The organism is Streptomyces sp. NPDC042364 (assembly GCF_056437585.1).
Window position 1 is genome coordinate 151,402 of sequence record NZ_JBWKAJ010000012.1, and the last position, 20,362, is coordinate 171,763.

The 20,362-nt window shown below is 72.0% G+C and carries 17 protein-coding genes; 10 read left to right on the forward strand and 7 right to left on the reverse strand.

Annotated features, from left to right (window positions below; all coding sequences use genetic code 11):
* Positions 1-291: 291 nt before the first annotated feature.
* A complete protein-coding gene (locus AC067N_RS24005; protein WP_478680936.1) occupies positions 292-1,431 on the forward strand; it encodes a transglycosylase family protein in 1,140 nt (379 codons plus the stop codon).
* 41 nt (positions 1,432-1,472) lie between these two features.
* On the opposite strand, the gene AC067N_RS24010 is transcribed toward AC067N_RS24005, so the two are convergent.
* Positions 1,473-2,603 (reverse strand): DMT family transporter, encoded by a 1,131-nt coding sequence (locus AC067N_RS24010; protein WP_478680937.1) that lies wholly within the window; start codon positions 2,601-2,603, stop codon positions 1,473-1,475.
* Between the two features lie 228 nt (positions 2,604-2,831).
* Here AC067N_RS24010 and AC067N_RS24015 point away from each other — a divergent pair, with 228 nt between their 5' ends.
* The 5 genes from AC067N_RS24015 to AC067N_RS24035 all read left to right on the forward strand — a co-directional run bounded on the left by AC067N_RS24015 (position 2,832) and on the right by AC067N_RS24035 (position 9,566).
* Complete coding sequence (locus AC067N_RS24015; protein WP_478680938.1) at positions 2,832-3,572, forward strand: (2Fe-2S)-binding protein; 741 nt, start codon at positions 2,832-2,834, stop codon at positions 3,570-3,572.
* A gap of 155 nt (positions 3,573-3,727) precedes the next feature.
* Positions 3,728-4,879: a glycogen synthase gene (gene glgA / locus AC067N_RS24020; protein WP_478680939.1), complete on the forward strand. Its 1,152-nt coding sequence runs from the start codon at positions 3,728-3,730 to the stop codon at positions 4,877-4,879.
* A 47-nt stretch (positions 4,880-4,926) separates the two neighbouring features.
* Entirely contained in the window at positions 4,927-6,147 is a 1,221-nt protein-coding gene (gene glgC / locus AC067N_RS24025) for a glucose-1-phosphate adenylyltransferase (protein ID WP_478680940.1), read from the forward strand.
* A gap of 226 nt (positions 6,148-6,373) precedes the next feature.
* Positions 6,374-7,726, forward strand: coding sequence for a wax ester/triacylglycerol synthase family O-acyltransferase (locus AC067N_RS24030; protein WP_478680941.1), 1,353 nt, complete (start codon positions 6,374-6,376; stop codon positions 7,724-7,726).
* A gap of 337 nt (positions 7,727-8,063) precedes the next feature.
* On the forward strand, positions 8,064-9,566 hold the full coding sequence (locus AC067N_RS24035) for an SDR family NAD(P)-dependent oxidoreductase (protein WP_478680942.1): 1,503 nt from the start codon (positions 8,064-8,066) through the stop codon (positions 9,564-9,566).
* Here AC067N_RS24035 and AC067N_RS24040 read toward each other — a convergent pair.
* The gene (locus AC067N_RS24040) at positions 9,545-10,039 is read right to left on the reverse strand and encodes a hypothetical protein (protein WP_478680943.1); all 495 of its coding nucleotides are present in this window, start codon (positions 10,037-10,039) and stop codon (positions 9,545-9,547) included. The two genes, AC067N_RS24035 and AC067N_RS24040, sit on opposite strands and share 22 nt — an antisense overlap.
* 494 nt (positions 10,040-10,533) lie before the next feature.
* Here AC067N_RS24040 and AC067N_RS24045 point away from each other — a divergent pair, with 494 nt between their 5' ends.
* Both AC067N_RS24045 and AC067N_RS24050 read left to right on the forward strand, forming a co-directional pair.
* Positions 10,534-10,707: a hypothetical protein gene (locus AC067N_RS24045; RefSeq protein WP_478680944.1), complete on the forward strand. Its 174-nt coding sequence runs from the start codon at positions 10,534-10,536 to the stop codon at positions 10,705-10,707.
* Between the two features lie 50 nt (positions 10,708-10,757).
* Entirely contained in the window at positions 10,758-11,240 is a 483-nt protein-coding gene (locus AC067N_RS24050; RefSeq protein ID WP_478680945.1) for an N-acetyltransferase family protein, read from the forward strand.
* Between the two features lie 7 nt (positions 11,241-11,247).
* Here the strand turns inward: AC067N_RS24050 and AC067N_RS24055 are convergent, their stop codons facing one another.
* Positions 11,248-12,594 (reverse strand): amidase, encoded by a 1,347-nt coding sequence (locus AC067N_RS24055; RefSeq protein WP_478680946.1) that lies wholly within the window; start codon positions 12,592-12,594, stop codon positions 11,248-11,250.
* 352 nt (positions 12,595-12,946) lie between these two features.
* A complete protein-coding gene (locus tag AC067N_RS24060; protein ID WP_478680947.1) occupies positions 12,947-14,371 on the reverse strand; it encodes a lipase maturation factor family protein in 1,425 nt (474 codons plus the stop codon).
* Positions 14,372-14,500: 129 nt separating this feature from the next.
* On the opposite strand from AC067N_RS24060, the gene AC067N_RS24065 reads away from it, so the two are divergent.
* Positions 14,501-16,582 carry a SpoIIE family protein phosphatase gene (locus tag AC067N_RS24065; protein ID WP_478680948.1) on the forward strand — a complete coding sequence of 694 codons (2,082 nt, stop codon included), beginning with the start codon at positions 14,501-14,503 and terminating at the stop codon, positions 16,580-16,582.
* Between the two features lie 252 nt (positions 16,583-16,834).
* Positions 16,835-17,704, forward strand: a complete 870-nt coding sequence (locus AC067N_RS24070) for an Fpg/Nei family DNA glycosylase (protein WP_478680949.1) — start codon at positions 16,835-16,837, stop codon at positions 17,702-17,704.
* A gap of 94 nt (positions 17,705-17,798) precedes the next feature.
* Here the strand turns inward: AC067N_RS24070 and AC067N_RS24075 are convergent, their stop codons facing one another.
* The 3 genes from AC067N_RS24075 to AC067N_RS24085 form a co-directional block, all read right to left on the reverse strand.
* Positions 17,799-18,458, reverse strand: a complete 660-nt coding sequence (locus AC067N_RS24075; RefSeq protein ID WP_478680950.1) for a hypothetical protein — start codon at positions 18,456-18,458, stop codon at positions 17,799-17,801.
* Positions 18,459-18,687: 229 nt separating this feature from the next.
* Positions 18,688-19,203 (reverse strand): hypothetical protein, encoded by a 516-nt coding sequence (locus AC067N_RS24080; RefSeq protein WP_478680951.1) that lies wholly within the window; start codon positions 19,201-19,203, stop codon positions 18,688-18,690.
* 147 nt (positions 19,204-19,350) lie between these two features.
* Positions 19,351-19,896: a sigma-70 family RNA polymerase sigma factor gene (locus tag AC067N_RS24085; RefSeq protein WP_055522338.1), complete on the reverse strand. Its 546-nt coding sequence runs from the start codon at positions 19,894-19,896 to the stop codon at positions 19,351-19,353.
* Positions 19,897-20,362: the final 466 nt, after the last annotated feature.

Genomic DNA, 20,362 nt, shown 5'->3' on the forward strand with positions numbered 1-20,362 from the left:
GCCAGTATTGCCCTTCCGGTCACCCTGACGTGCGGCGGCCCCTTGCGCACCGCGCGGCGCGTCGTGCTTGAGTACGCGGAAAGGGCCCCACCTGCCTCAACGGACCGCGCAACCGGCGCTCTTCACGCGGCGCACTCGCTCACGCGCGCGCCGGACAGGGGTACTCAAGCGCCGGGACAGGTCGCTTCCACGCCACTCACGGGGTTGGTGCGGCTGGATTTTCGTCTTGTCATGGCCGGTTCGTGGCGCTTACTTTTGCGGCTTCGTGGCAGAGGCGAGGGGGGCTACTCCATGGCCGTACGCGGCCGGCACCGCCGGTACCAGCCGAACAGGATCAACCGTGCTTCACTCACGGTCACAGCCGGCGGCGCCGGCATCGCGCTCCCGCTGATCGGCACGGGAGTCGCCGAGGCGGCCGATGTGGACACCTGGGAGAAGGTCGCGGCCTGCGAGTCCACCGGTGACTGGGACATCAACACCGGCAACGGCTACTACGGCGGCCTCCAGTTCAGTCAGTCCACCTGGGAGGCGTACGGCGGGAGGAGCTACGCCCCGCGCGCCGACCTGGCGACCAAGGAACAGCAGATCGCGATCGCCGAGAAGGTGCTGGACGGCCAGGGCCCCGGCGCCTGGCCCCACTGCTCGGTCCGCGCGGGACTCACCCGCGGCGGCGACACGCCGCGCACCATCGAGGACGTCAAGCCGCAGACCACGCCTCAGTCGCAGGCCGGCAAGGTCGAGATGTACACGGTCGTCCGGGGCGACACGCTCTCCGAGATCGCCGAGTCCCACGAGGTCAAGGGAGGTTGGCGCGGGCTCTACCACGCCAACCGCAGGACCGTCGGCTCCGACCCGGACCGCATCCTCCCGGGCCAGCGGCTGAGCCTGACCTCGGCCGCCCCGAAGAAGGAACACAAGAGGGAAGAGCCGAAGAAGGAAGCGAAGCGGGAACCGAAGAACGAGCCCAAGAAGGAGCAGAAGAAGGAGCAGAAGCGGGAGCGGCGGACCGACACTCGGCAGGAGTCCGGGTCCCTGGTCGCCCCCGTGAACGCCTCACTGGGCACCCCGTACCGCGCCTCCGGCTCCTCCTGGTCGAAGGGCTACCACACGGGTGTCGACTTCCCCGTGCCGACCGGCAGCACCGTCAAGGCCGTGGCCTCCGGGCAGGTCGTCACGGCGGGCTGGGGCGGCTCCTTCGGCTACCAGGTGGTGATCCGGCACGCCGACGGCCGGTACACGCAGTACGCCCATCTGTCGGCGATCTCCGTGAAGGCCGGGCAGGGTGTGAGCGCGGGGCAGCGCATCGGCCGCTCGGGTTCCACGGGCAACAGTTCGGGCCCGCATCTGCACTTCGAGGTGCGGACGGGGCCCGGCTTCGGCAGCGACGTCGACCCGATCGCCTGGCTGCGGGCCGGAGGGGTGCGTCTCTGACGCGCTGACGAACCGCGGGAGGCCCGCTCCGGGCCTCCCGCTCAGGACGTGACGTGGTCCCGATGCCGATCGGTATGCGGCCGCGGCACATACAGCTCGCCGTGGAACGGCCGCAGCTCCGGTCCGGGCGGCCCCTCCTCCCCGGAGCCGCCGCTCCTGCGGAACGGAGCCGGTACGACCACCCGCTGGTCGAGGCCGAGCGAGCCGTCGGCCGCTGCCGGTGCCCCGGCGGACCGCGCGGCGAGCCCCGCGAGCAGCCGCTCGACGGCGAGGGCCGCCTCCCGGTCGGCGACCGTGGACGCGTCGTCCGCGCCGTCGTCGCCGGTCCGCCCGGGCCGCGCCTGGTCATGGAGCCGCTCGGTGGTCAGCAGGATCAGGCCGCCCGCCGCGACGACCCCGCTGGCCAGGGCGAGGAGGGTGCCCGTGGTGCCGTAGCGGAACGTCTCGCCGAACATCGTGATGCCGACCGCCGCCGCCACCACCGGGTTCACGACGGTCAGCGTGGCGAGCGGCGCCGCGAGACCGCCGCTGCGGTAGGAGGCCTGCGACAGCAGCAGACCGGCGGTGGCGAAGACACCGATGACCGCGAGGGTCGGCAGGTCGGCGGGACCGACACCGTCCGTCCAGTCCACGGCGACCGTCTTGGTGAACACCGAGGACATGCCGAACGCCACACCGGACGCCACCGCCAGCAGGATGCTGCGCGCCGTCGGGTGGCGGTGCGCGGCGCGAGCCGCCGTCATCAGCGCCACCACCACGCCTGCGCTGACCACCGCCACCAGCACGCGCTCGACGGTGTCGAGGGACTGCGCATCGGCCGTGCCGACCAGGGAGAGCAGGCCCGCGAGACCCACCGTCGCCATGATCGCGCCCCGCCAGGCCGCGGCCCCGGCCCTGCGGCCGACGAAGAGCGCCGCCATGGGCAGGGCGAACACGATGGTCAGCGCGCCCAGCGGCTGCACCAGGCTCAGCGGGCCGTAGGCCAGGGCCACCACGTGCAGCAGCCCGCCGAGGCCGTTCAGTCCGACGGCGGCCCACCAGCCCGGACGGCGCAGCGGCGCGTAGGTCGGACCGGGCGAGGACACCGCGACACGCTCCTGCACGATCGCACCGCCCGCGTAGGCCACGGCGGAGACGAACGACAGCAGCACGGACAACGCGAGGGCGCTCATGAGCGGCTCCTTCGCGAGGGGCGGGGGCGCTCGGCCCGCCGCTGCGAACGGTCGGCTTTCATGATGACCACGATGCCTCGCGAACGCGTCCGCGTCGTCGTACCAGAGCACTCATTGCGTCCTACTGCCGATGGAGTACGACCCGGCCCCCGTCATCCTCAGGAGGGGCGACACGGAGTGCACCCCTCCGCGCGAACGCCGCCAGGGGGCCTGGTACTACTCGACCTCGTGGACGACGCCCCCGGCCTCATGGACCTCTCCGCCCTCGGCGGATTCTTCGTACTACACACGGCGGCACCGTCGCGGGGCCCCCTGCCGACCCTCGCCGAGGCGTACGCGGCACGGGATGCCGATGTGAGAAAGGAGGTTTACGCGAATCCGGTAATTTTCCGTGTCCGGAAGGTGGCGGACGGCATCCGGGCCCCGGAGCCGCGCGTCGCGGCCTCCATCGCCCACCTCGGTCTCGCCGCACGGCTGTGGTCGGTCGCCCTCGGTGCCGTCGCCCTGTACGACCGCGTCCCCGATCTGGACCCCCGGCTGCTGCGCTGGGACCCGGACGCGAGTGCCCCCGACGAACTCTGGCTGACCGGGGTACGGATGCTGTCCGCCGACCGGATCGGCGAGGTCGTACGGGAGGCGCATCTCGTTCCCCTGGCGGCGGCCCTCTGCTCCCAGCTGCCGGTCTCCCCTCGACTGCTGTGGGGGAACGCGGCCTCCGCGCTCATGGGAGCCGTACGGCAGATCGACCGCTGGGCCGTCGCGAACGGCCGGACGGAGGCGGCCGTCCGGGCCCGGCGGCTGGCCGCCGCACAGCTCGCGCACCCTGACCTCGCCGGCACCCTCGACCCCGCCACCCACCGCCGCCGCAGCTGCTGCCTCTACTACCGGCTGCCCGGCGGCGGACTGTGCGGCGACTGCTGCTTCGACCGGCCGCCCGCCCGGACCCGGCCGCCGGCCGCCGAGGGGTAGGGCCCTTCTGACGGATCTCCGGGGCGAAGGAGCGGCGTCCGGGGGGAGTCCCGCTCGGCGCTTCCCCGGCCGCCCCGGGGAGAATCGCGGTCTTCCCCAACCGCCGCGTCTGGGTGACCATGTGGGAACGAGTCATGTGAGACAGGGGGTTCCGGGTGCGAGTCGGCCTGCTGACCCGGGAGTATCCGCCCGACGTCTATGGGGGCGCCGGGGTCCATGTCGAGTTCCTCGCACGGGAGTTGAGATCCCTCGTCGACCTCGACGTGCACTGCTGGGGTGAGGGCGCCGCGGGCGGCGTCGTACGGCACCGGCCCTGGTCGGCGCTGGACGGCGCCAACGACGCGTTGCGCACGTTCTCCGTGGACCTGTCCATCGCCGCCGGGCTCGAAGGCCGTGAACTCGTCCACTCGCACACCTGGTACGCCAATCTCGCCGGCCACTTCGGCAAGCTGCTGCACGGCATCCCGCATGTGATGACCGCCCACTCGCTGGAGCCGCTGCGTCCCTGGAAGGCCGAGCAACTGGGCGGTGGATACGCCCTGTCCAGCTGGGCCGAGCGCACCGCGATCGAGTCCGCCGACGCGGTGATCGCGGTGTCCGGCGCCATGCGCGACGACATCCTCGGCTGCTACCCGGCCCTGGACCCGGCCAGGGTGCGGGTCGTGCACAACGGCATCGACACCTCCCTCTACCGGCCGGACCACGCCACGGACGTCCTCGACCGCGTCGGCCTCGACAAGGCCCGCCCCTACGTCCTGTTCGTCGGCCGCATCACCCGCCAGAAGGGCGTGCCCCATCTGCTGCGCGCCGTACGGGACATCGACCCGGACATCCAGGTCGTGCTGTGCGCCGGCGCCCCCGACACCCCGGAGATCGACCGGGAGTTCCGCGACCTCTTCGAGGAGCTGAGCCGCGTACGCGAGGGCCTGCACTGGATCCCGCAGATGCTGCCGCGCCCGGAGGTGATCCAGCTCCTCACCCACGCCGCCGTGTTCGTCTGCCCCTCGGTGTACGAGCCGCTCGGCATCGTCAACCTGGAGGCCATGGCCTGCGGGACGGCGGTGGTCGCGTCACGGGTGGGCGGTATCCCGGAGGTCGTGGAGGACGGCGTCACGGGCCTCCTCGTGTCCACCGAGGACGACTTCGAAGCTCAGCTGGCCCGCGCCCTCGACTCCGTCCTCGCCGACCCCGCGACCGCCGCCCGCATGGGCGAGGCGGGACGGGAGCGCGCGGTGCGCGAGTTCGGCTGGGACGCGGTGGCCCGGCGGACGGTCCACCTGTACGAGGAAGTCCTCAAACAGGGGTAGGCACACAGGACAGAGCACGGCACAACCGGGCGTAGAGGGGCGGCGGCATGCGGCGCGGTGGACCTTCGGTGCTGGGAATCGTACTGGCGGGCGGCGAGGGCAAGAGGCTGATGCCCCTGACCGCCGACCGCGCGAAACCCGCGGTGACCTTCGGCGGGACGTACCGTCTCGTGGACTTCGTACTCTCCAATCTCGTGAACGCGGACATCCTGCGGATCTGCGTCCTGACCCAGTACAAATCGCACTCCCTGGACCGGCACATCACCACCACCTGGCGGATGTCGAGCCTGCTCGGCAACTACGTCACCCCGGTCCCGGCCCAGCAGCGGCTCGGTCCGCGCTGGTACCTGGGCAGCGCGGACGCGCTGCTGCAGTCCCTCAACCTGGTGCACGACGAACAACCCGAGTACGTCGCCGTCTTCGGCGCCGACCACGTCTACCGCATGGACCCCCGGCAGATGCTGGCCCAGCACATCGAGGGCGGCGCGGGGGTGACCGTCGCCGGGATACGCGTGCCCCGCACCGAGTCCTCCTCCTTCGGGGTGATCACCCCCGGCTCGGACGGCCGGTCCGTGGAGGGCTTCCTGGAGAAGCCCGCCGACCCGCCCGGACTGGTCGACGACCCCGAGTGCGTGTTCGCCTCGATGGGCAACTACATCTTCACCACCAAGGCCCTGGTGGAGGCGCTCCAGCGGGACGCCGAGGACGAGAACTCCGTCCACGACATGGGCGGCTCGATCCTGCCCCAGCTCACCGAGCGCGGCGAGGCCCAGCTGTACGACTTCAGCGCCAACCACGTCCCCGGCGAGACCAACCGCGACCGCGGCTACTGGCGTGACGTCGGGACCCTCGACGCCTACTACGACGCCCATATGGACCTCATCGCCGAACGCCCCGCCTTCAACCTGTTCAACCGCAGCTGGCCCATCTACACCAGCTCCGGCCAGCTCTCCCCGGCCCGCTTCAACGCGGGCGGCATCGCCAGCGAGTCGATCATCAGTGCGGGCTGCCTGATCCGCGGCCAGGTGACCAGGTCCATCCTGTCGCCCGGCGTCGTCGTCGACCCGGGTGCCGTGGTCCAGGGATCGGTCCTGCACGACAACGTCCACATCGGCCGGGGCGCGGTCGTACGGGGTGCCGTCCTCGACAAGAACGTCCAGGTCCCCCCGGGCGCCACCATCGGCGTCAACCCGGAGCGCGACGCCGAGCTCTACACGGTCTCCAAGGGCGGGGTGATCGCCCTCGGCAAGGGCCGGCAGGTGTCGTAGCCCGGTAGCGCCGGGCGGCGAGCTATTGTGCGGTTCGTCACGCCGCACTGGGCCGGGTGGGTTGAGATGACCCCCGAGTGACGGCAGATGCCCCACCGGTCCCGCCTCTCCCCAGGAGGTGGGACTTAATCTGCTGTTAACTGAGTGTAGCGCGATCGTACTTGACCGTAATCGGCCATCGGCGATTGACTGCAGACTCATCCCGTCGTCGACGCGAGGCAAGCCATTGACTTCTGACGTGCTCGCACCACTCGACCTGGCCTTCTGGAACATCGAGACCGCCCAACATCCCATGCACCTGGCGGCCCTCGGCGTCTTCACGGCGAACTCACCCACCGCCGGGGCCCACGCCGCCGACCTGCTCGCCGCGCGCGCCGCCGGGGTGTCCGCGCTGAGGATGCGGATCCGGGACGTATGGCGGCCCGACGTACGGCTGCCGCTCACCTTCGGCGGCGCTACCCGCGAGCCCGTCGACGACTTCGAGCCCTTCGACCACGTACGGCTCCACGCGCCGACACGCGACTTCCACGCGGTGGCCGGGCGGCTGATGGAACGCCCCCTGGAGCGCGGCCGGCCGCCGTGGGAGGCGCACGTCCTGCCGGCCGAGGACGGCACCTCCTTCGCGGTGCTGTTCAAGTTCCACCACGCCCTGGCCGACGGACTGAGGGCGCTGACGCTCGCCGCCGCCGTCATGGACCCCATGGACATGCCCGCGCCCCGGCCGCGCCCCGCCGAGCCCCCGCGCAGCCTCCTCGGCGACGTGCGCAAACTGCCCGGCCTCTTCCGGTCCACCCTCTCCGACCTGGGCCGTGCCGTGGACATCGGCACCTCCGTCGCCCGCACCACGCTCGACGCGACGCTGGGTGCGCGGGGCACCGCCGCCCTGACCGCCGAACCGAGCGGCACCCGCCGCACCGTCGGCGTGGTCCTCGACCTCGACGACGTGCACCGCATCCGCAAGACCGTCGGCGGCACCGTCAACGACGTCCTCATCGCGGTCGTCGCCGGCGCGCTGCGCCGCTGGCTGGACGAGCGGGGCGACGGCAGCGAGGGGGTCACGCCCAGGGCGCTCATCCCCGTCTCCAAGCGCCGGCCGCGCACCGCGCACCCCCAGGGCAACCGGCTCTCCGGCTATCTGATGAGGCTGCCCGTCGACGACCCGGACCCGCTCGGCCGGCTCCGCACGGTCCGTACGGCCATGGACCGCAACAAGGAGGCCGGGCCCAATCGCGGCGCCGGGGCGGTCGCGCTGCTGGCCGACCATGTGCCGCCGCTGGGGCACCGCCTGGGCGGGCCCCTGGTCAGCCAGGCCGCGCGCCTCTGGTTCGACATCCTCGTCACCAGCGTCCCCCTCCCGAGCCTCGGCCTGAGACTCGGCGGCTGCCCGCTCGCTGAGGTCTACCCGCTCGCTCCCCTCGCGCACGGCCAGTCCTTGGCCGTGGCCGTCTCCACGTACCGCGGCGGCGTCCACTACGGACTGGTCGCGGACGCGGCGGCCGTGCCGGATCTGGAGGTGCTGGGCAAGGCGGTGTCGGGGGAGCTGGAGGAACTGCTGGCGGCGTGCGAGAGCCGGCGCTGACCGCCGGGGCGAAGGGCGCCCCGTAGCTCGGGGGTGCGGGTGGGTTCGGCGAGTGCAGGCGAGTGGGGGTTTCTCGCGCAGTTCCCCGCGCCCCTGGAGGGCTGGGCCTGCGGCCCGCCCTTCATCCCGAAAAGCACGGGGCGCAGCCCCGGTCGCTTTTCAGGGGCGCGGGGAACTGCGCGAGAAACCACGAACCACCCGCAGTCGCCCTACGACAGTGGCCCCCGGGCTGTGAGGCGCCCTGGGTTTGGTCAGCCGCGCCGACGTCCGTAGAATTCCGCGTTCGGTGACGGGCGCGAGTCGGCGCGCCGCGAGTGATCAGGGAAACGGCAGCGCGATGACGGTGACAGAGGACGGCCCGGCGACCACGGACGAGGCCGTGTACGGCCCCGGTATCGACCCCGAGCGGCTCGCCGTCTGCCTCAGCGTGCTCGAGGAACTCGACACGCTGGACGTCGACCACCCGGACGCGATCACGGTGCGCCGCGCCACCGCCGCCATCTACCGCACCGTGAAGCAGCGCCGCCGCCAGGAGCGCCGCGCCGCGAAGACCGCCCACGACAAGGCGGTCACCGAGGCCACCGCCACCGGCTCCGCCCAGCGCATCGACGACGAGACCGAGGGCATCCTGCCGTCGTCGGTGACCGGCGCCGGGCAGATCGCGGGGATACTCCAGCGCCCGCGCTCCTGCTACGTCTGCAAGACCCGCTACGTAGAGGTCGACTACTTCTACCACCAGCTCTGCCAGGACTGCGCCGCCGAGAACCGCGCCCGCCGCGACGCCCGCGCCGACCTCACCGGCAAGCGTGCGCTGCTCACCGGCGGCCGCGCCAAGATCGGCATGTACATCGCCCTGCGGCTGCTGCGCGACGGCGCCCACACCACGATCACCACCCGGTTCCCGAAGGACGCGATCCGACGCTTCAAGGCGATGGACGACTCCGCGGACTGGATGCACCGCCTGGAGGTCGTCGGCATCGACCTGCGCGACCCCGCCCAGGTCGTCGCCCTCGCCGACCAGGTCACCGACGCGGGCCCCCTCGACATCCTCATCAACAACGCGACGCAGACCGTGCGCCGTCTGCCCTCCGCCTACGCGGCCCTCGTCGAGGGCGAGAGCGCCCCGCTGCCCGCCGGTGAGCTCCCCGCCCACCACGTCATCGGCGCCTTCAACTCCGGTGCGGTGGACCGGCTGACGGGACCGGCCGAGCTGCCCGTCGGCACCAGCGGCCTCGACGCGCAGCGGGTCGCCGACCTCGCCCTGGTCGCGGGCAACGCCAGCGTCGCCCGGCACCTCGACGGCACCGCCATCGACGCCGGCGGTCTCGTCCCCGACGTGGTGGACAGCAACACCTGGGTGCAGACCATCGAGCAGATCTCCCCGGTGGAGCTGCTGGAGACCCAGCTGTGCAACTACACCGCGCCGTTCATCCTCATCAGCAAGCTCCGCCCGGCGATGGCCGACGCCGCCCGGAAGGCGCAGAGCGGACGGGCGTACGTGGTGAACGTCTCCGCGATGGAAGGCGTCTTCGGCCGCGGCTACAAGGGCGCGGGCCACCCCAACACGAACGCGGCCAAGGCCGCGATGAACATGGTGACGCGGACCAGCGCCCAGGAGATGTTCCAGACCGACGGCATTCTCATGACCTCGGTCGACACCGGCTGGATCACCGACGAGCGCCCTCACTTCGACAAGCTCCGCCTCGCCGAGGAGGGCTTCCACGCCCCGCTCGACCTCGTCGACGGCGCGGCCCGCGTCTACGACCCCGTCGTCCGCGGCGAGCAGGGCGAGGACCTGTACGGCGTCTTCCTGAAGGACTACGCGCCCGGCAAGTGGTGAGACGCCCTCGCCCGGTCCGACACCAGCTCCAGCACCGTCCGCCAGTCCTCGAGCACCCCGGCGTCCGCCCCCGGGGTCCGGCCCGCCTCGTCCGCGTCCCGCAGTGTCAGCACGTCCTCCACCAGGGTCGCGTCGGCCCAGCCGCCCGCGTGCAGCCGTACGAGGTCGTCGGGGCCGAGGGCGTGCAGCCGTACGAGACGGGCGACCCGCTCACCGAGCAGGGGGCGCACCGCGTCGGCTGCCAGGTCGGCATGGCCGGTGTCGTCACCCGGACGGAGCAGCCGGCCGAGGCCGTGCACCAGGCCGGCCACCTGGAGCTCCTTGTCGGCCGGCCGTGCCCGCCGCAACAGCGCGGCGGTGCGCAGCGCGTGCTCGTGCCGATCCCCGACGTCGCCTCGGGCGCCGGGTGCGTCACCGGCGCCCCGGCACGCGTGCAGCAGATCCATCAGCTCGTCGATGCCGCGCAGCTCCATGCGTCGGTCCTCCCGAGTCCGCCCGCGAGAAATGCCGTTGCGACACAGGAGCAGACCATGGTCGGCTTGCTGTTCGGCCAACGGGACCTGAACTGCGTGCCGAGGGCGGCGATCCGCTGGAGCGCCGGTCCGGCGTGGAGTTCGGGAGCTGCTCCGATCGGGTGGCGGCAAAACGTGACGAAACAGGGCGGATCGGGGCGAGTGGGCCTGCTGAACACGGAACGACTCAAGACAGTTACCTCGTGTTTTCAGCCCCATCGAGCGGGCGCCCGCTCATTTGGTTACTCTGTACCGGACGGACAGCCTTGAATGGGTTCCACCCACACCCACGGTCCGTCCCGGGACAAGCCGGTCACCACGGCCTGCTCTCACCCAAGTGAATCCGGCGCCACCGCGTCCGAACTGACATCGACTCAGACCCGAGCGGACGTCAGGCGTTCAGCGGCAGGCTGGGCCGACGTCCCGAGGGTGACCCGACACATAAGGAGTGCGCGGTGACACCAGAGAAGACGAATCGCGATCAGCGCCCCAAGGAACGCTCGGAGCGCGCCGGCCGGTCCAAGAAGGAACTGGGCAGCCTCGACGTGTGGGCCAGGTCCGCTCCCATCCGTCTCGCGGGCTACGAGGACGACCTCGCCGAGCCCCACATCCTGCCCAGCGTGGACTGATCCGTCAGCATCGCGATCGACGTCTGCGTGGGCGTGCCAGACTCACGCCCATGCAGATCAGAGAAGCCACCGCCGAGGACTGGCCGCGGATCTGGCCGTTCTGGCACCGCGTGGTCGCCGCCGGTGAGACCTACACCTGGGACCCGGACACCTCCGAGGAAGCCGCCCGCGAGCTCTGGACGGCCCCCGCCAAGCGGGTGTTCGTCATCGAGGACGGCACCGGAGCGGTCGTCGGCTCCGCGTACCTCACACCCAACTACGGTGGTCCCGCCGCCCGTATCGCCAACGCGGGCTTCATGGTCGACCCCGACCACGGCGGGCGCGGCATCGGCCGCGCACTCGCCGAGCACGTCCTGACCGCCGCCAAGGCCGACGGCTACCGGGGGATGGTCTTCAACGCCGTCGTCGAGACCAACCCGGCCGTGCGTCTGTGGACCTCCCTCGGCTTCACCGTCCTGGGCACCGTGCCGGACGCCTTCGAACACCCGCGGGACGGCAGAGTCGGGCTCCACATCATGTACCGGGCCCTCTAGGACCACGTCAGTCGAGCGGTGCCGTCCGCCGCCACGGGTGCAGCTCCTGCAACTGCTCGGCCACAGCGAGCAGTTCCGGTTCGGAGCCGGGACGGCCGACCAGCTGCACCGCGCAGGGGGCGCCCGACGGGAGCGTGCCGAACGGCACCGACATCGCAGGCCATCCCGTCAGGTTCCACGGAGGGGTGAGCGGCGAGCAGTTCGTGTTCACGAGCAGATTGCGCAGCCACCCCCGCTCGTGCCAGGACGCGGCGGCCGGTCCGCGCCGGGCGAGCGCCGGGGTGAGCAGCACGTCGTGCTCGGCGAAGAACGGCTCCATCCGCCGGCGCAGCCGCTCCCGGCGGTCACCGGCCCGGACGCCCGTGAGGAAACGGCGTCCCACGGCGGCGTGCACACGGGTGCGCCGGGTCAGCAGCGACGGGTCCAGACCCTCGGCGTCCACCGCCGTGCCCGCCGTCCAGTGCGCCAGCGACGTCGTGCCCAGCCAGAGCGGATACGGCGGGTCTGCGGGCCGCACCCGGTGGCCCGCCCCGGCCAGCGACTCGGCGGCCCGGCGCGCGGCATCGGCGTACGGGCGGGTCACGGTCACTCCGACCAGGGGGCTGCGCACGGAGACGGCGACGGTGCGGGGGGAGGGGGGTCGGGGCGGTTCGACGGACTCCGTGCCCGCCAGGATCCGGAACATCAGCCGGGCGTCCTCGACGGTCGTCGCGAGCGGGCCGTTCTCCGACATCCCGAACCAGTCGCCGTGTCCGATGTCCGCCGGGACGACCCCGTAGCCCGGCTTCAGACCTATGAGCCCGCAGTTGGCGGCCGGTATGCGCAGCGAGCCCATCCCGTCGTTGCCGAGCGCGACGGGCACCATCCCGGCGGCCACCGCTGCCGCGCTGCCCCCGGACGAGCCGCCCGTGGTGCGGGTGGGGTCCCAGGGGTTGCGGGCGGTGCCGTGCACCCCGTCGGTCGTGCCGAAGACGCACAGCTCGGGCACGTTCGTCAGGCCCACGACCACCGCGCCCGCCGCACGCAGCCGGGCCACCGTCACATGATCCCCGGCGGCCGGAGTGTCCGGTGTCGCCGCCGACCCGTTGCGCGTGGCCTCACCCCGAACGGCGAGGTTGTCCTTGACCGCCACCGGCACTCCGGCGAGCGGCAGGTCACCCAGGCCGGCGCGGGCCGCCACCTCGTCCGCCTCGGCCAGCGCCGCCTCCGCCCGGACCGTACGGAACGCGCCGATCCGCCCGTCCAGCGCCGCGATCCGCGCGAGATGCTCCGCCACCACCTCGCGCGGCGTCACCCGCTTCTCCTGCACAGCGGCGGCGATCTCGGCGGCGGTGCGGCCGACCCAGCTGGTCATGGGGCTCCCTGTCGATCTGGTGTGCGTGGGAGCACTGTGCCCCGTGGGGCGGCGCCGCGTCGAGAGCCGGGACCAGAGCTCCCCATGCCGTCGCTGACTCATCCGGCCATCCGGCCATCCGGCCATCCGGCCATCCGGCCATCCGGCCATCCGGCCATCCGGCCATCCGGCCATCCGGCCATCCGGCCATCCGGCTCCGCTCGGGTGGGCGGCCCTCGCGGTCGGCGCGCGGGTCGTCACAGACCGGGGTGCGGTCACCGCCGGCCTCGGGAGGACCGTCGAGGTGGGCCGGGCGGGCACCTGGACCTCGGGCGGCGTGGCCGCCCGGTTCGGGCTCCACCGGTCGCGGGCCCTACCGGTCCCGGGCCGCCGACACGGCCAGCCGCGTCGGCGGCATGAACTCCCGGACGTACGTGCGCTCCCAGCAGGCGCCCGTCGCCCGCAGCTCGCGCCAGGTCGTGTAGCGGTAGCGGAACAGACGGGCGCGGACGAAGCGCGGCGGGGCATCGGCGGGGAAGGGGGAGCGGCGCAGCAGCCGCAGGGTGTCGCGGTCGTTCTCCAGAAGGCGCTCCACCAGACCGCCGAACCAGGGATGCGCGTACGCGGGGGAGAGCGCCGCGAACCACATCAGCCAGTCCAGCCGCAGATGGTACGGGGCGAACTGGCGCGGCCAGTACCGCGGATCACCCGGCTTGCCCCTGAACTCGTACTCCAGCCAGCCCGCGTCCTCGCGCGGCACCTCGTCCGCCGTCCCCTCCACCACCACCTCGTACCTGACCCGGCTGACACTGCCGAAGGCCCCATAGGTGTTGACCAGGTGCAGCGGGTCGAAGGACCGGTTCATCACCTGGCGATGGGAGATCATGTTGCGGACCGGGTGGTAGCTGAGCCAGAGCACCAGCGCGGTGACGGCGAGGACCACGATCTCGTACCAGAGGGGCGCGTCGGGGACGTCCGGCGCGCCGGTCCCCAGGTCCACCGCCGACAGGGCCAGCACGATCGTGATCCAGTTCAGCCAGCTGAAGTTGCCCGACAGCACCAGCCACAACTGGGTCAGGATCATCAGCGAGGCGGCGGCCGTCGCGACGGGCTGCGGGGTGAACAGCAGGAACGGGACGACCAGCTGGGTCACGTGGTTGGCGGCCGCCTCCACCCGGTGGAGCGGCTTCGGCAGATGATGGAAGAACCAGCTCAGCGGTCCCGGCATCGGCTGCGTCTCGTGGTGGTGGTACAGACAGGTCAGCTTCCGCCAGCACTCGTCGCCGCGCATCTTGATCAGGCCCGCGCCGAACTCCACCCGGAACAGCACCCAGCGCAGCAGGAACAGCACGACGACCGGCGGCGCCACCTCGTCGTTGCCCAGGAACACCGCCAGGAAGCCGACCTCCAGAAGCAGCGACTCCCAGCCGAACGAGTACCAGGTCTGGCCGACGTTCACGATCGACAGGTACATCACCCACGGCACCAGCCACAGCAGCATTCCGCCCCACAGGGGGAGCAGCGAGTCCGCCCCCGCGACGAGCGCGGCCGACACCGCGCAGCCCGCCCACGCCCATGCCGCGAAGAACCGGTCCGAGTAGTGGAGGTGGAACACACTCGGTGACCTTCGCCAGGGCGTCCGCGCGAGGAAGCGGGGGACCGGCAGCATCCCGCGCTCCCCGATCAGCGCCCGGAACTGCAGGGCCGCCCCCAGAAAGGCCACCAGGTAGATCACGGCGAGGGAGCGCTGGAAGAGCAGTCGGCCGAGCCAGTAGTCGGGTGCGGTGAACCAGTCCATGGCTGTCGCGCTCCTGGGTCGCGCGCCGGAACGGGGGCGATACCGACACTAGTGATCGGATCCACGGGGCCGAAACAGGACAGCCCATCCCCACTCGAATAATCGGGCAAACCCTGGCAAAGTGGCCACATGGTTGATCGGGGAGCGAGTGAGCTGCCGCTGCCGGACGATTGGCTCGCCCACCCGGACCCCGTCCTGGCGCTCAATCTCATGGGCAGCTTCGACTGGGACCTCGACGCCGGCGTGATGCACTTGGACGCCACGGCCCACGAGGTCTTCGACCTGCGCCCCGACGAATACGACGGCGACCCCGAGACCCTGACCGTCCGGGTCCCCCCGATGGAGGGCCGCAGGCTCGACACACTGGTGTCGCAGGCACTCAAGGACGGCAGTGAGAACTACGGCGCCTACTTCCGCATCCGGCTGCGCGACGGGACTCCGCGCTGGACCCACACCCAGGGCTACATCCTCCGCGACGAGACCGGCCGACCGTACCGCGTCGTCGGCATCGTCCGTGACGCCACCCGGGAGCTGCGCGAGATCGGTGACCGGACCGAGCAGGCGGCGCTGGACGAGGCCCACCGCAGACGCACCGACGTGGTGCAGGTCATCACGGCCGCCCTGGCCCACGCCCGGACCGTCCAGGACGTGATCGACGTCCTGGAGGACACCGACGGCATCACCCACCTGGGCGCGACCAGCCTGGTCATGGGTCTGGTCGAGGCCGGCCGCATCCGCATGATCGCCGCCGGCCCCAGGGACAGCTACGTACCCGGCACCCAGATCACCCGCCTCGACGTGAAGTACCCGATGAACGAGGTCGTACGGACCCTCGCCCCGCACTTCATCGAGTCACCGGAGGAGTTCGCCGAGTCGTATCCGCTGCTCTGGCCGCACATCACCGACCTCCAGATCACCTCGGCCGCCTATCTGCCCCTGATCGTGCAGGCCCGGCCCATCGGGGCCATGGGGCTGCTCTACAACGACCGGCGGGGCTTCACCCGGGAGGAACGCGACGTCCTCGTGGCGCTGGGCAGCAGCATCGCCCAGAGCCTCCAGCGGGCCATGTTCTACGAGGGGGAGAAGGACCTCGCGGAGGGCCTCCAGCAGGCCATGCTGCCCCGGTCCATCCCCAGCGTGCCCGGCGCCGACATCGCCGTCCGCTACCGGGCCGCGTCGTTCGGCGGTTCGCTCGGCCGGGACATCGGCGGCGACTGGTACGACCTCGTCCCGCTGCCCGGCGGCCGGGTCGGCGCGGTCATCGGCGACGTCCAGGGCCACGACACCCATGCCGCCGCCGTCATGGGCCAGTTGCGCATCGTCCTCAAGGCGTACGCCACCGAGGGCCACACCCCGGCCACCGTGATGTCCCGCGCCTCAACCTTCCTCCACGAACTCGACACCGACCGGTTCGCCACCTGCCTGTACGCGGAGGCCGACCTGTCCACCGGTGTGGTCCAGGTCGTCCGGGCCGGACACATCGACCCCCTGATCCGGGCGCCCGACGGCGAGTGCCGGCGGGTGACCGTCGACGGCGGGCTGCCGCTCGGGCTGTCCGCCGAGTTCGGCGGCCTGGAGTACCCCGTGAGCACGATCGAGCTGGATCCCGGGGACACACTGCTGCTCTGCACGGACGGCCTCATCGAACAGCCCGGCGCCGACCTCGACGACGGCATGCTCACACTGCAGGCGCTGATCAGCACGGGCCCCGACGACGTCGACGACCTCGCCGACCGGCTCATCGACGTGGCGGAGGAACGCGGTGGCGACGACGACGTGGCCCTGCTCCTGCTGCGCCGCCGCAGCCGCCGCTCGGAGCAGCCCGGCGGGCGGCTCCAGCAGCATGTCGCTCCCGGCGACCCGGAGGCGCTCACCGAGGCCCGGCACATGATCGGGGCGGCCGTCCGCGCGTGGGGCGCGCGGGAGCGGGCCGACGAGATCGAACTCGTGGCCGACGAGCTGATCACCAACGCCCTCATGCACACGGAGGGCTCCGCGATCGTGACGCTCCGGGCGCTGACCGGGACGCAACGGCGGCTGCGGGTGGAGGTCGAGGACTCCTCCAGCGCGCTGCCGCGCCGCCGGGAGGCGGGGGAGTCGGGTGTCTCGGGGCGGGGGCTGCTGCTGGTGGACCGGCTGACGGACGTGTGGGGGGTGGAGGCGCGGGGCGGGGGGAAGTGCGTGTGGTGCGAGTTCGTGTTCGCCCGGTAGCTCGGGGGCGCGGGTTCGTTGGGCGGGTGCGGGTCGTGTGTGGTCTCTCGCGCAGTTCCCCGCGCCCCTGAAGGGAAGGGCCTGCGGCCCGCCCTTCAGATGAAAAGCACGGGGCGCAGCCCCGGTCGCTTTTCAGGGGGCGCGGGGAACTGCGCGAACAACCCCCACCCACCGCACCCGCCCGACGAACCCGCACCCCCGAGCGATCAGGCGCCCCGGCAAAGCGCCGCAGGCAGTGGCACGCTGGATGACATGCCGGAACTGCCCGAGGTCGACGCCCTGCGGGACTTCCTGGCCGGCGCTCTCGTCGGCCATGAGGTCGTCCGTGTGCTGCCCGTGGCCATCAGCGTGCTCAAGACGTACGACCCGCCGGTCACCGCCCTGGAGGGGCGGGAGGTCACGGCGGTGGGACGGTACGGGAAGTTCCTGGACGTGGAGACCGACGGCGGCGAGCTGCACCTCGTGACCCACCTCGCCCGCGCCGGCTGGCTGCACTGGCGGGACCGGCTCCCCGACGGGCCGCCCAGGCCGGGCGGGAAGAGCCCGCTGGCGCTGCGGGTCGCGCTGGAGACCGGCGAGGGCTTCGACCTCACGGAGGCCGGCACGCAGAAGAGGCTCGCGGTGTACGTCGTACGGGATCCGCGGAGCGTCCCCGGTATCGCCCGGCTCGGCCCCGATCCCCTCGCCGACGACTTCGACGAGGCCCGCTTCGCCGAGCTGCTGGCGGGCGAGCGACGGCAGATCAAGGGCGCCCTCAGGGACCAGAGCCTGATCGCGGGCATCGGCAACGCGTACAGCGACGAGATCCTGCACGCCGCCGGGATGTCGCCCTTCAAGCTGGCCTCGTCCCTCAAGCCCGAGGAGGTCCGGCATCTCCACGAGGCGTTGCGCACCACGCTCACGGAGGCCGTCGAGCGCTCACGGGGCCTGGCCGCCGGGAGGCTGAAGGCGGAGAAGAAGAGCGGGCTCCGGGTACACGGTCGGACCGGGGAACCCTGCCCGGTGTGCGGGGACACCGTCCGTGAGGTGTCCTTCAGCGACTCCTCGCTCCAGTACTGCCCGACCTGCCAGACCGGAGGGAAGCCGCTCGCCGACCGGCGGCTGTCACGGCTGCTGAAGTAGCGAGGCCGGGACCCCGCCCCATCCCCGACCATGATCGGCAACCATTGAAGGTACGGACCATGTGCCGGGCCGGTGGGTCGGTCACCGGAACGGCTCAGCGCCAGGCCGGGGCCTTCAGTTTCACCACGAGTTCGCCCTCCTGGCTGCGTACCTCGAAGTGGCTGATGTCCTCGCGCTGCATCGAGGTACCGCCCTGCATCGTGGAGGGCCCGTCGGCATCGTCGGGGGACTTCCAGTTGGCCGCCGTCTCCTCAGAACCGTCCTTGCCGATCACGACCAGCCGGCAGGCATGGGCACCCTCTGCCTCCTTGACCTTCAGCTGGATGTCGCTGCCCCAGATCCGGTCCTCGGCCTTGACCTCCGCCCACACGCCCGACTCGGGGTCCGTGGCGGCGACCCTGTCCGGCGGGGCGCCCGGACCTGCGAGAACGGCCACGGCGGGGCCGCCGACCGCGATGATCACGGAGGCGGCGACCGCGAACAGCCAGCGCCTGCGACGTGCCCGGTGGCGGGCCGCCACCTGGTCGAGCAGCCGTCCGAGCAGCTGTGGGCCGGGCGCCGCGAAGGGGTGCACGGCGCGCGGTGTCGCGTTCCGGTAGAGCATCAGCTGCCGGGCGGCGGGACGGAACTCGGTGACCTGTACCGCGCACTGGGGGCAGCCGCGGACATGGTCCTCGAAGTGGAAGGACTCCACCTCGTCCAGCACGCCCAGCGAGTACGCGCCGACGTCGTGATGACGATCCTGGGACCACATGGCAATTCCTCGGGCCGGTGTGCGGTGGGGGTTGCTTCCTGCCCCCATCGGTACGGACCAGACCCGAGAATCACTCAAGCCCCGCGCCCAATGCCAACCAAAAGATTCGGAGCCGTTACCCCGGCGGATTGGTCGCCGACCGGGAAAACTTCCCCGCTGCCGCCCGAACAGGCAGTTCACCGCACCGACACGCCCCGGTCACCCGGAGTGTCCGCAGGGGCGGCCGTCCTCAGAAGAGATGGATCGCCAGATGGCCGAGCGGCAGACCGAGCCGCCAGGCCGGTGTCCAGACCTTTGGGCCCTCGTCCTCGCCGAGTACCGCGCCGCCCCCCGGCACCGCGTCGAGGTCGGGCGCGAGCAGCTCGGTCTCCTCCAGCCAGCGCCAGGCCGCCGCCGCCAGTTCCAGGTCCGGCGCGGGGCCGCCGATCTCCAGCGCCTCGGCGGTGAGGTGGGCCAGGCGCTCGCACACCCAGTCCTGCCACGGCTGGTCGTACGCCGTCAGCGACAGCCAGGTCTCCAGCTGGGTGACGACCCGGATGCCGGAGAGCTCACCGCCGGAGTCCGCGAGGAAGATGGTCAGCGCCAGGGCGTCGCGCCCCGCACGGAACTCGAAGGACGTCGGCGGCATGAGGTCGCCGGTCCGCAGCAGTTCCTCGGCGATGTACTCGGCGTAGAACCACGCCATGGGGACGGTCAGTTCGCCGCCGCCGGCGCCGTCCGTGCTCTCTTGACCTCTGTGCAGCATCCCTTCCTGCCTTCCTCCGGTACGTGCGCGTCGCCCGACACCGGGCCCCGGGGCAGGGCCCCATCCGGAACACGGATGAGGACAGCTGATGGCCCAACAGCGGTCCTCAGCAAGGCGCTTTACGGAGGTTTGACTCAGCCGTCGGTTTCACCGCAGGTCGGCCGCGTATCCCGGAAGCACCCGGCGCAGGGCGCGCAGCGCGTAGTAAGCGCGCGACTTCACCGTACCGGGCGGGATTCCCAGGGCTTCCGCGGCTTCCGCCACACTCGCCCCCTGGAAATACACCTGCACCAGTACTTCGCGGTGCTCCGGAGTGAGTGTCTTCACAGCTTCGCGCACATCGAGGGTGGCGACGGACCGCTCGGCATGGTCAGCCATCACTCGGGCGTTCTCCAGCACCGCGTCCCCCACCTCCGCGGGGCGTGCCTGCCGGGCCCGTCGCGCGTCGATGGCGAGTCTGCGGCCGACGGTGAGCAGCCAGGGGCGTACGGAGTCGAAGTCGTCGGCGCGCAGCGCCTCGGGGTGCTGCCAGGCGCGTACGAAGGTCTCCTGCACGAGGTCCTCGGCGCGATGACGGTCCCCGTCGGAGAGCCGCAGCAGCAGGGCGAAGAGGGGGCGTCCGTGTTCACGCTGGATCTCGGCCAGTTCGTGTTCGGCGGTCGTCCCGTTGGTGATCGTGGTTCCGGCCGTCATGGGCGTATGGGAACGCGGGGCGCTCCGCGGGGACAGGGGCCGGTCACGGGTGTGCGGCGGGCGGTCGAAGCTGTCGACGAACGGTGCGACGAACGGTCTGCCGGGGTTTCGGAGGCTCTGCCTCCGGACCCGCGCGCCGCCGTCCGGTCCCGCTTCTCGAAGCCCGGACTGGCCGGATTCCCCGCCGTCCGTCCGTGACAACCGGGCTGCGCTTCCCGGGGGCGAGGCGCGGCCCAGAGGGTGGAGAGGACTTCACGGGCGTGGGCCGCACGCAGGACGGAAACCTCCACCGAACCCTTTCGGGCGGCGCAGGGGCCAACGCACGGCTCGCGCCGCGTGGCACGGCCCCGGGGCAGCTTCGACCGAGTGGCGTGGCTGCCACCCGGCTTTCGCCGCTCGGCGCGGACGTGGCGGGGCCGTGACCGCACGGGGTGGCCCCGGAGCGGTTCCGAACGCGCGGCGCTCG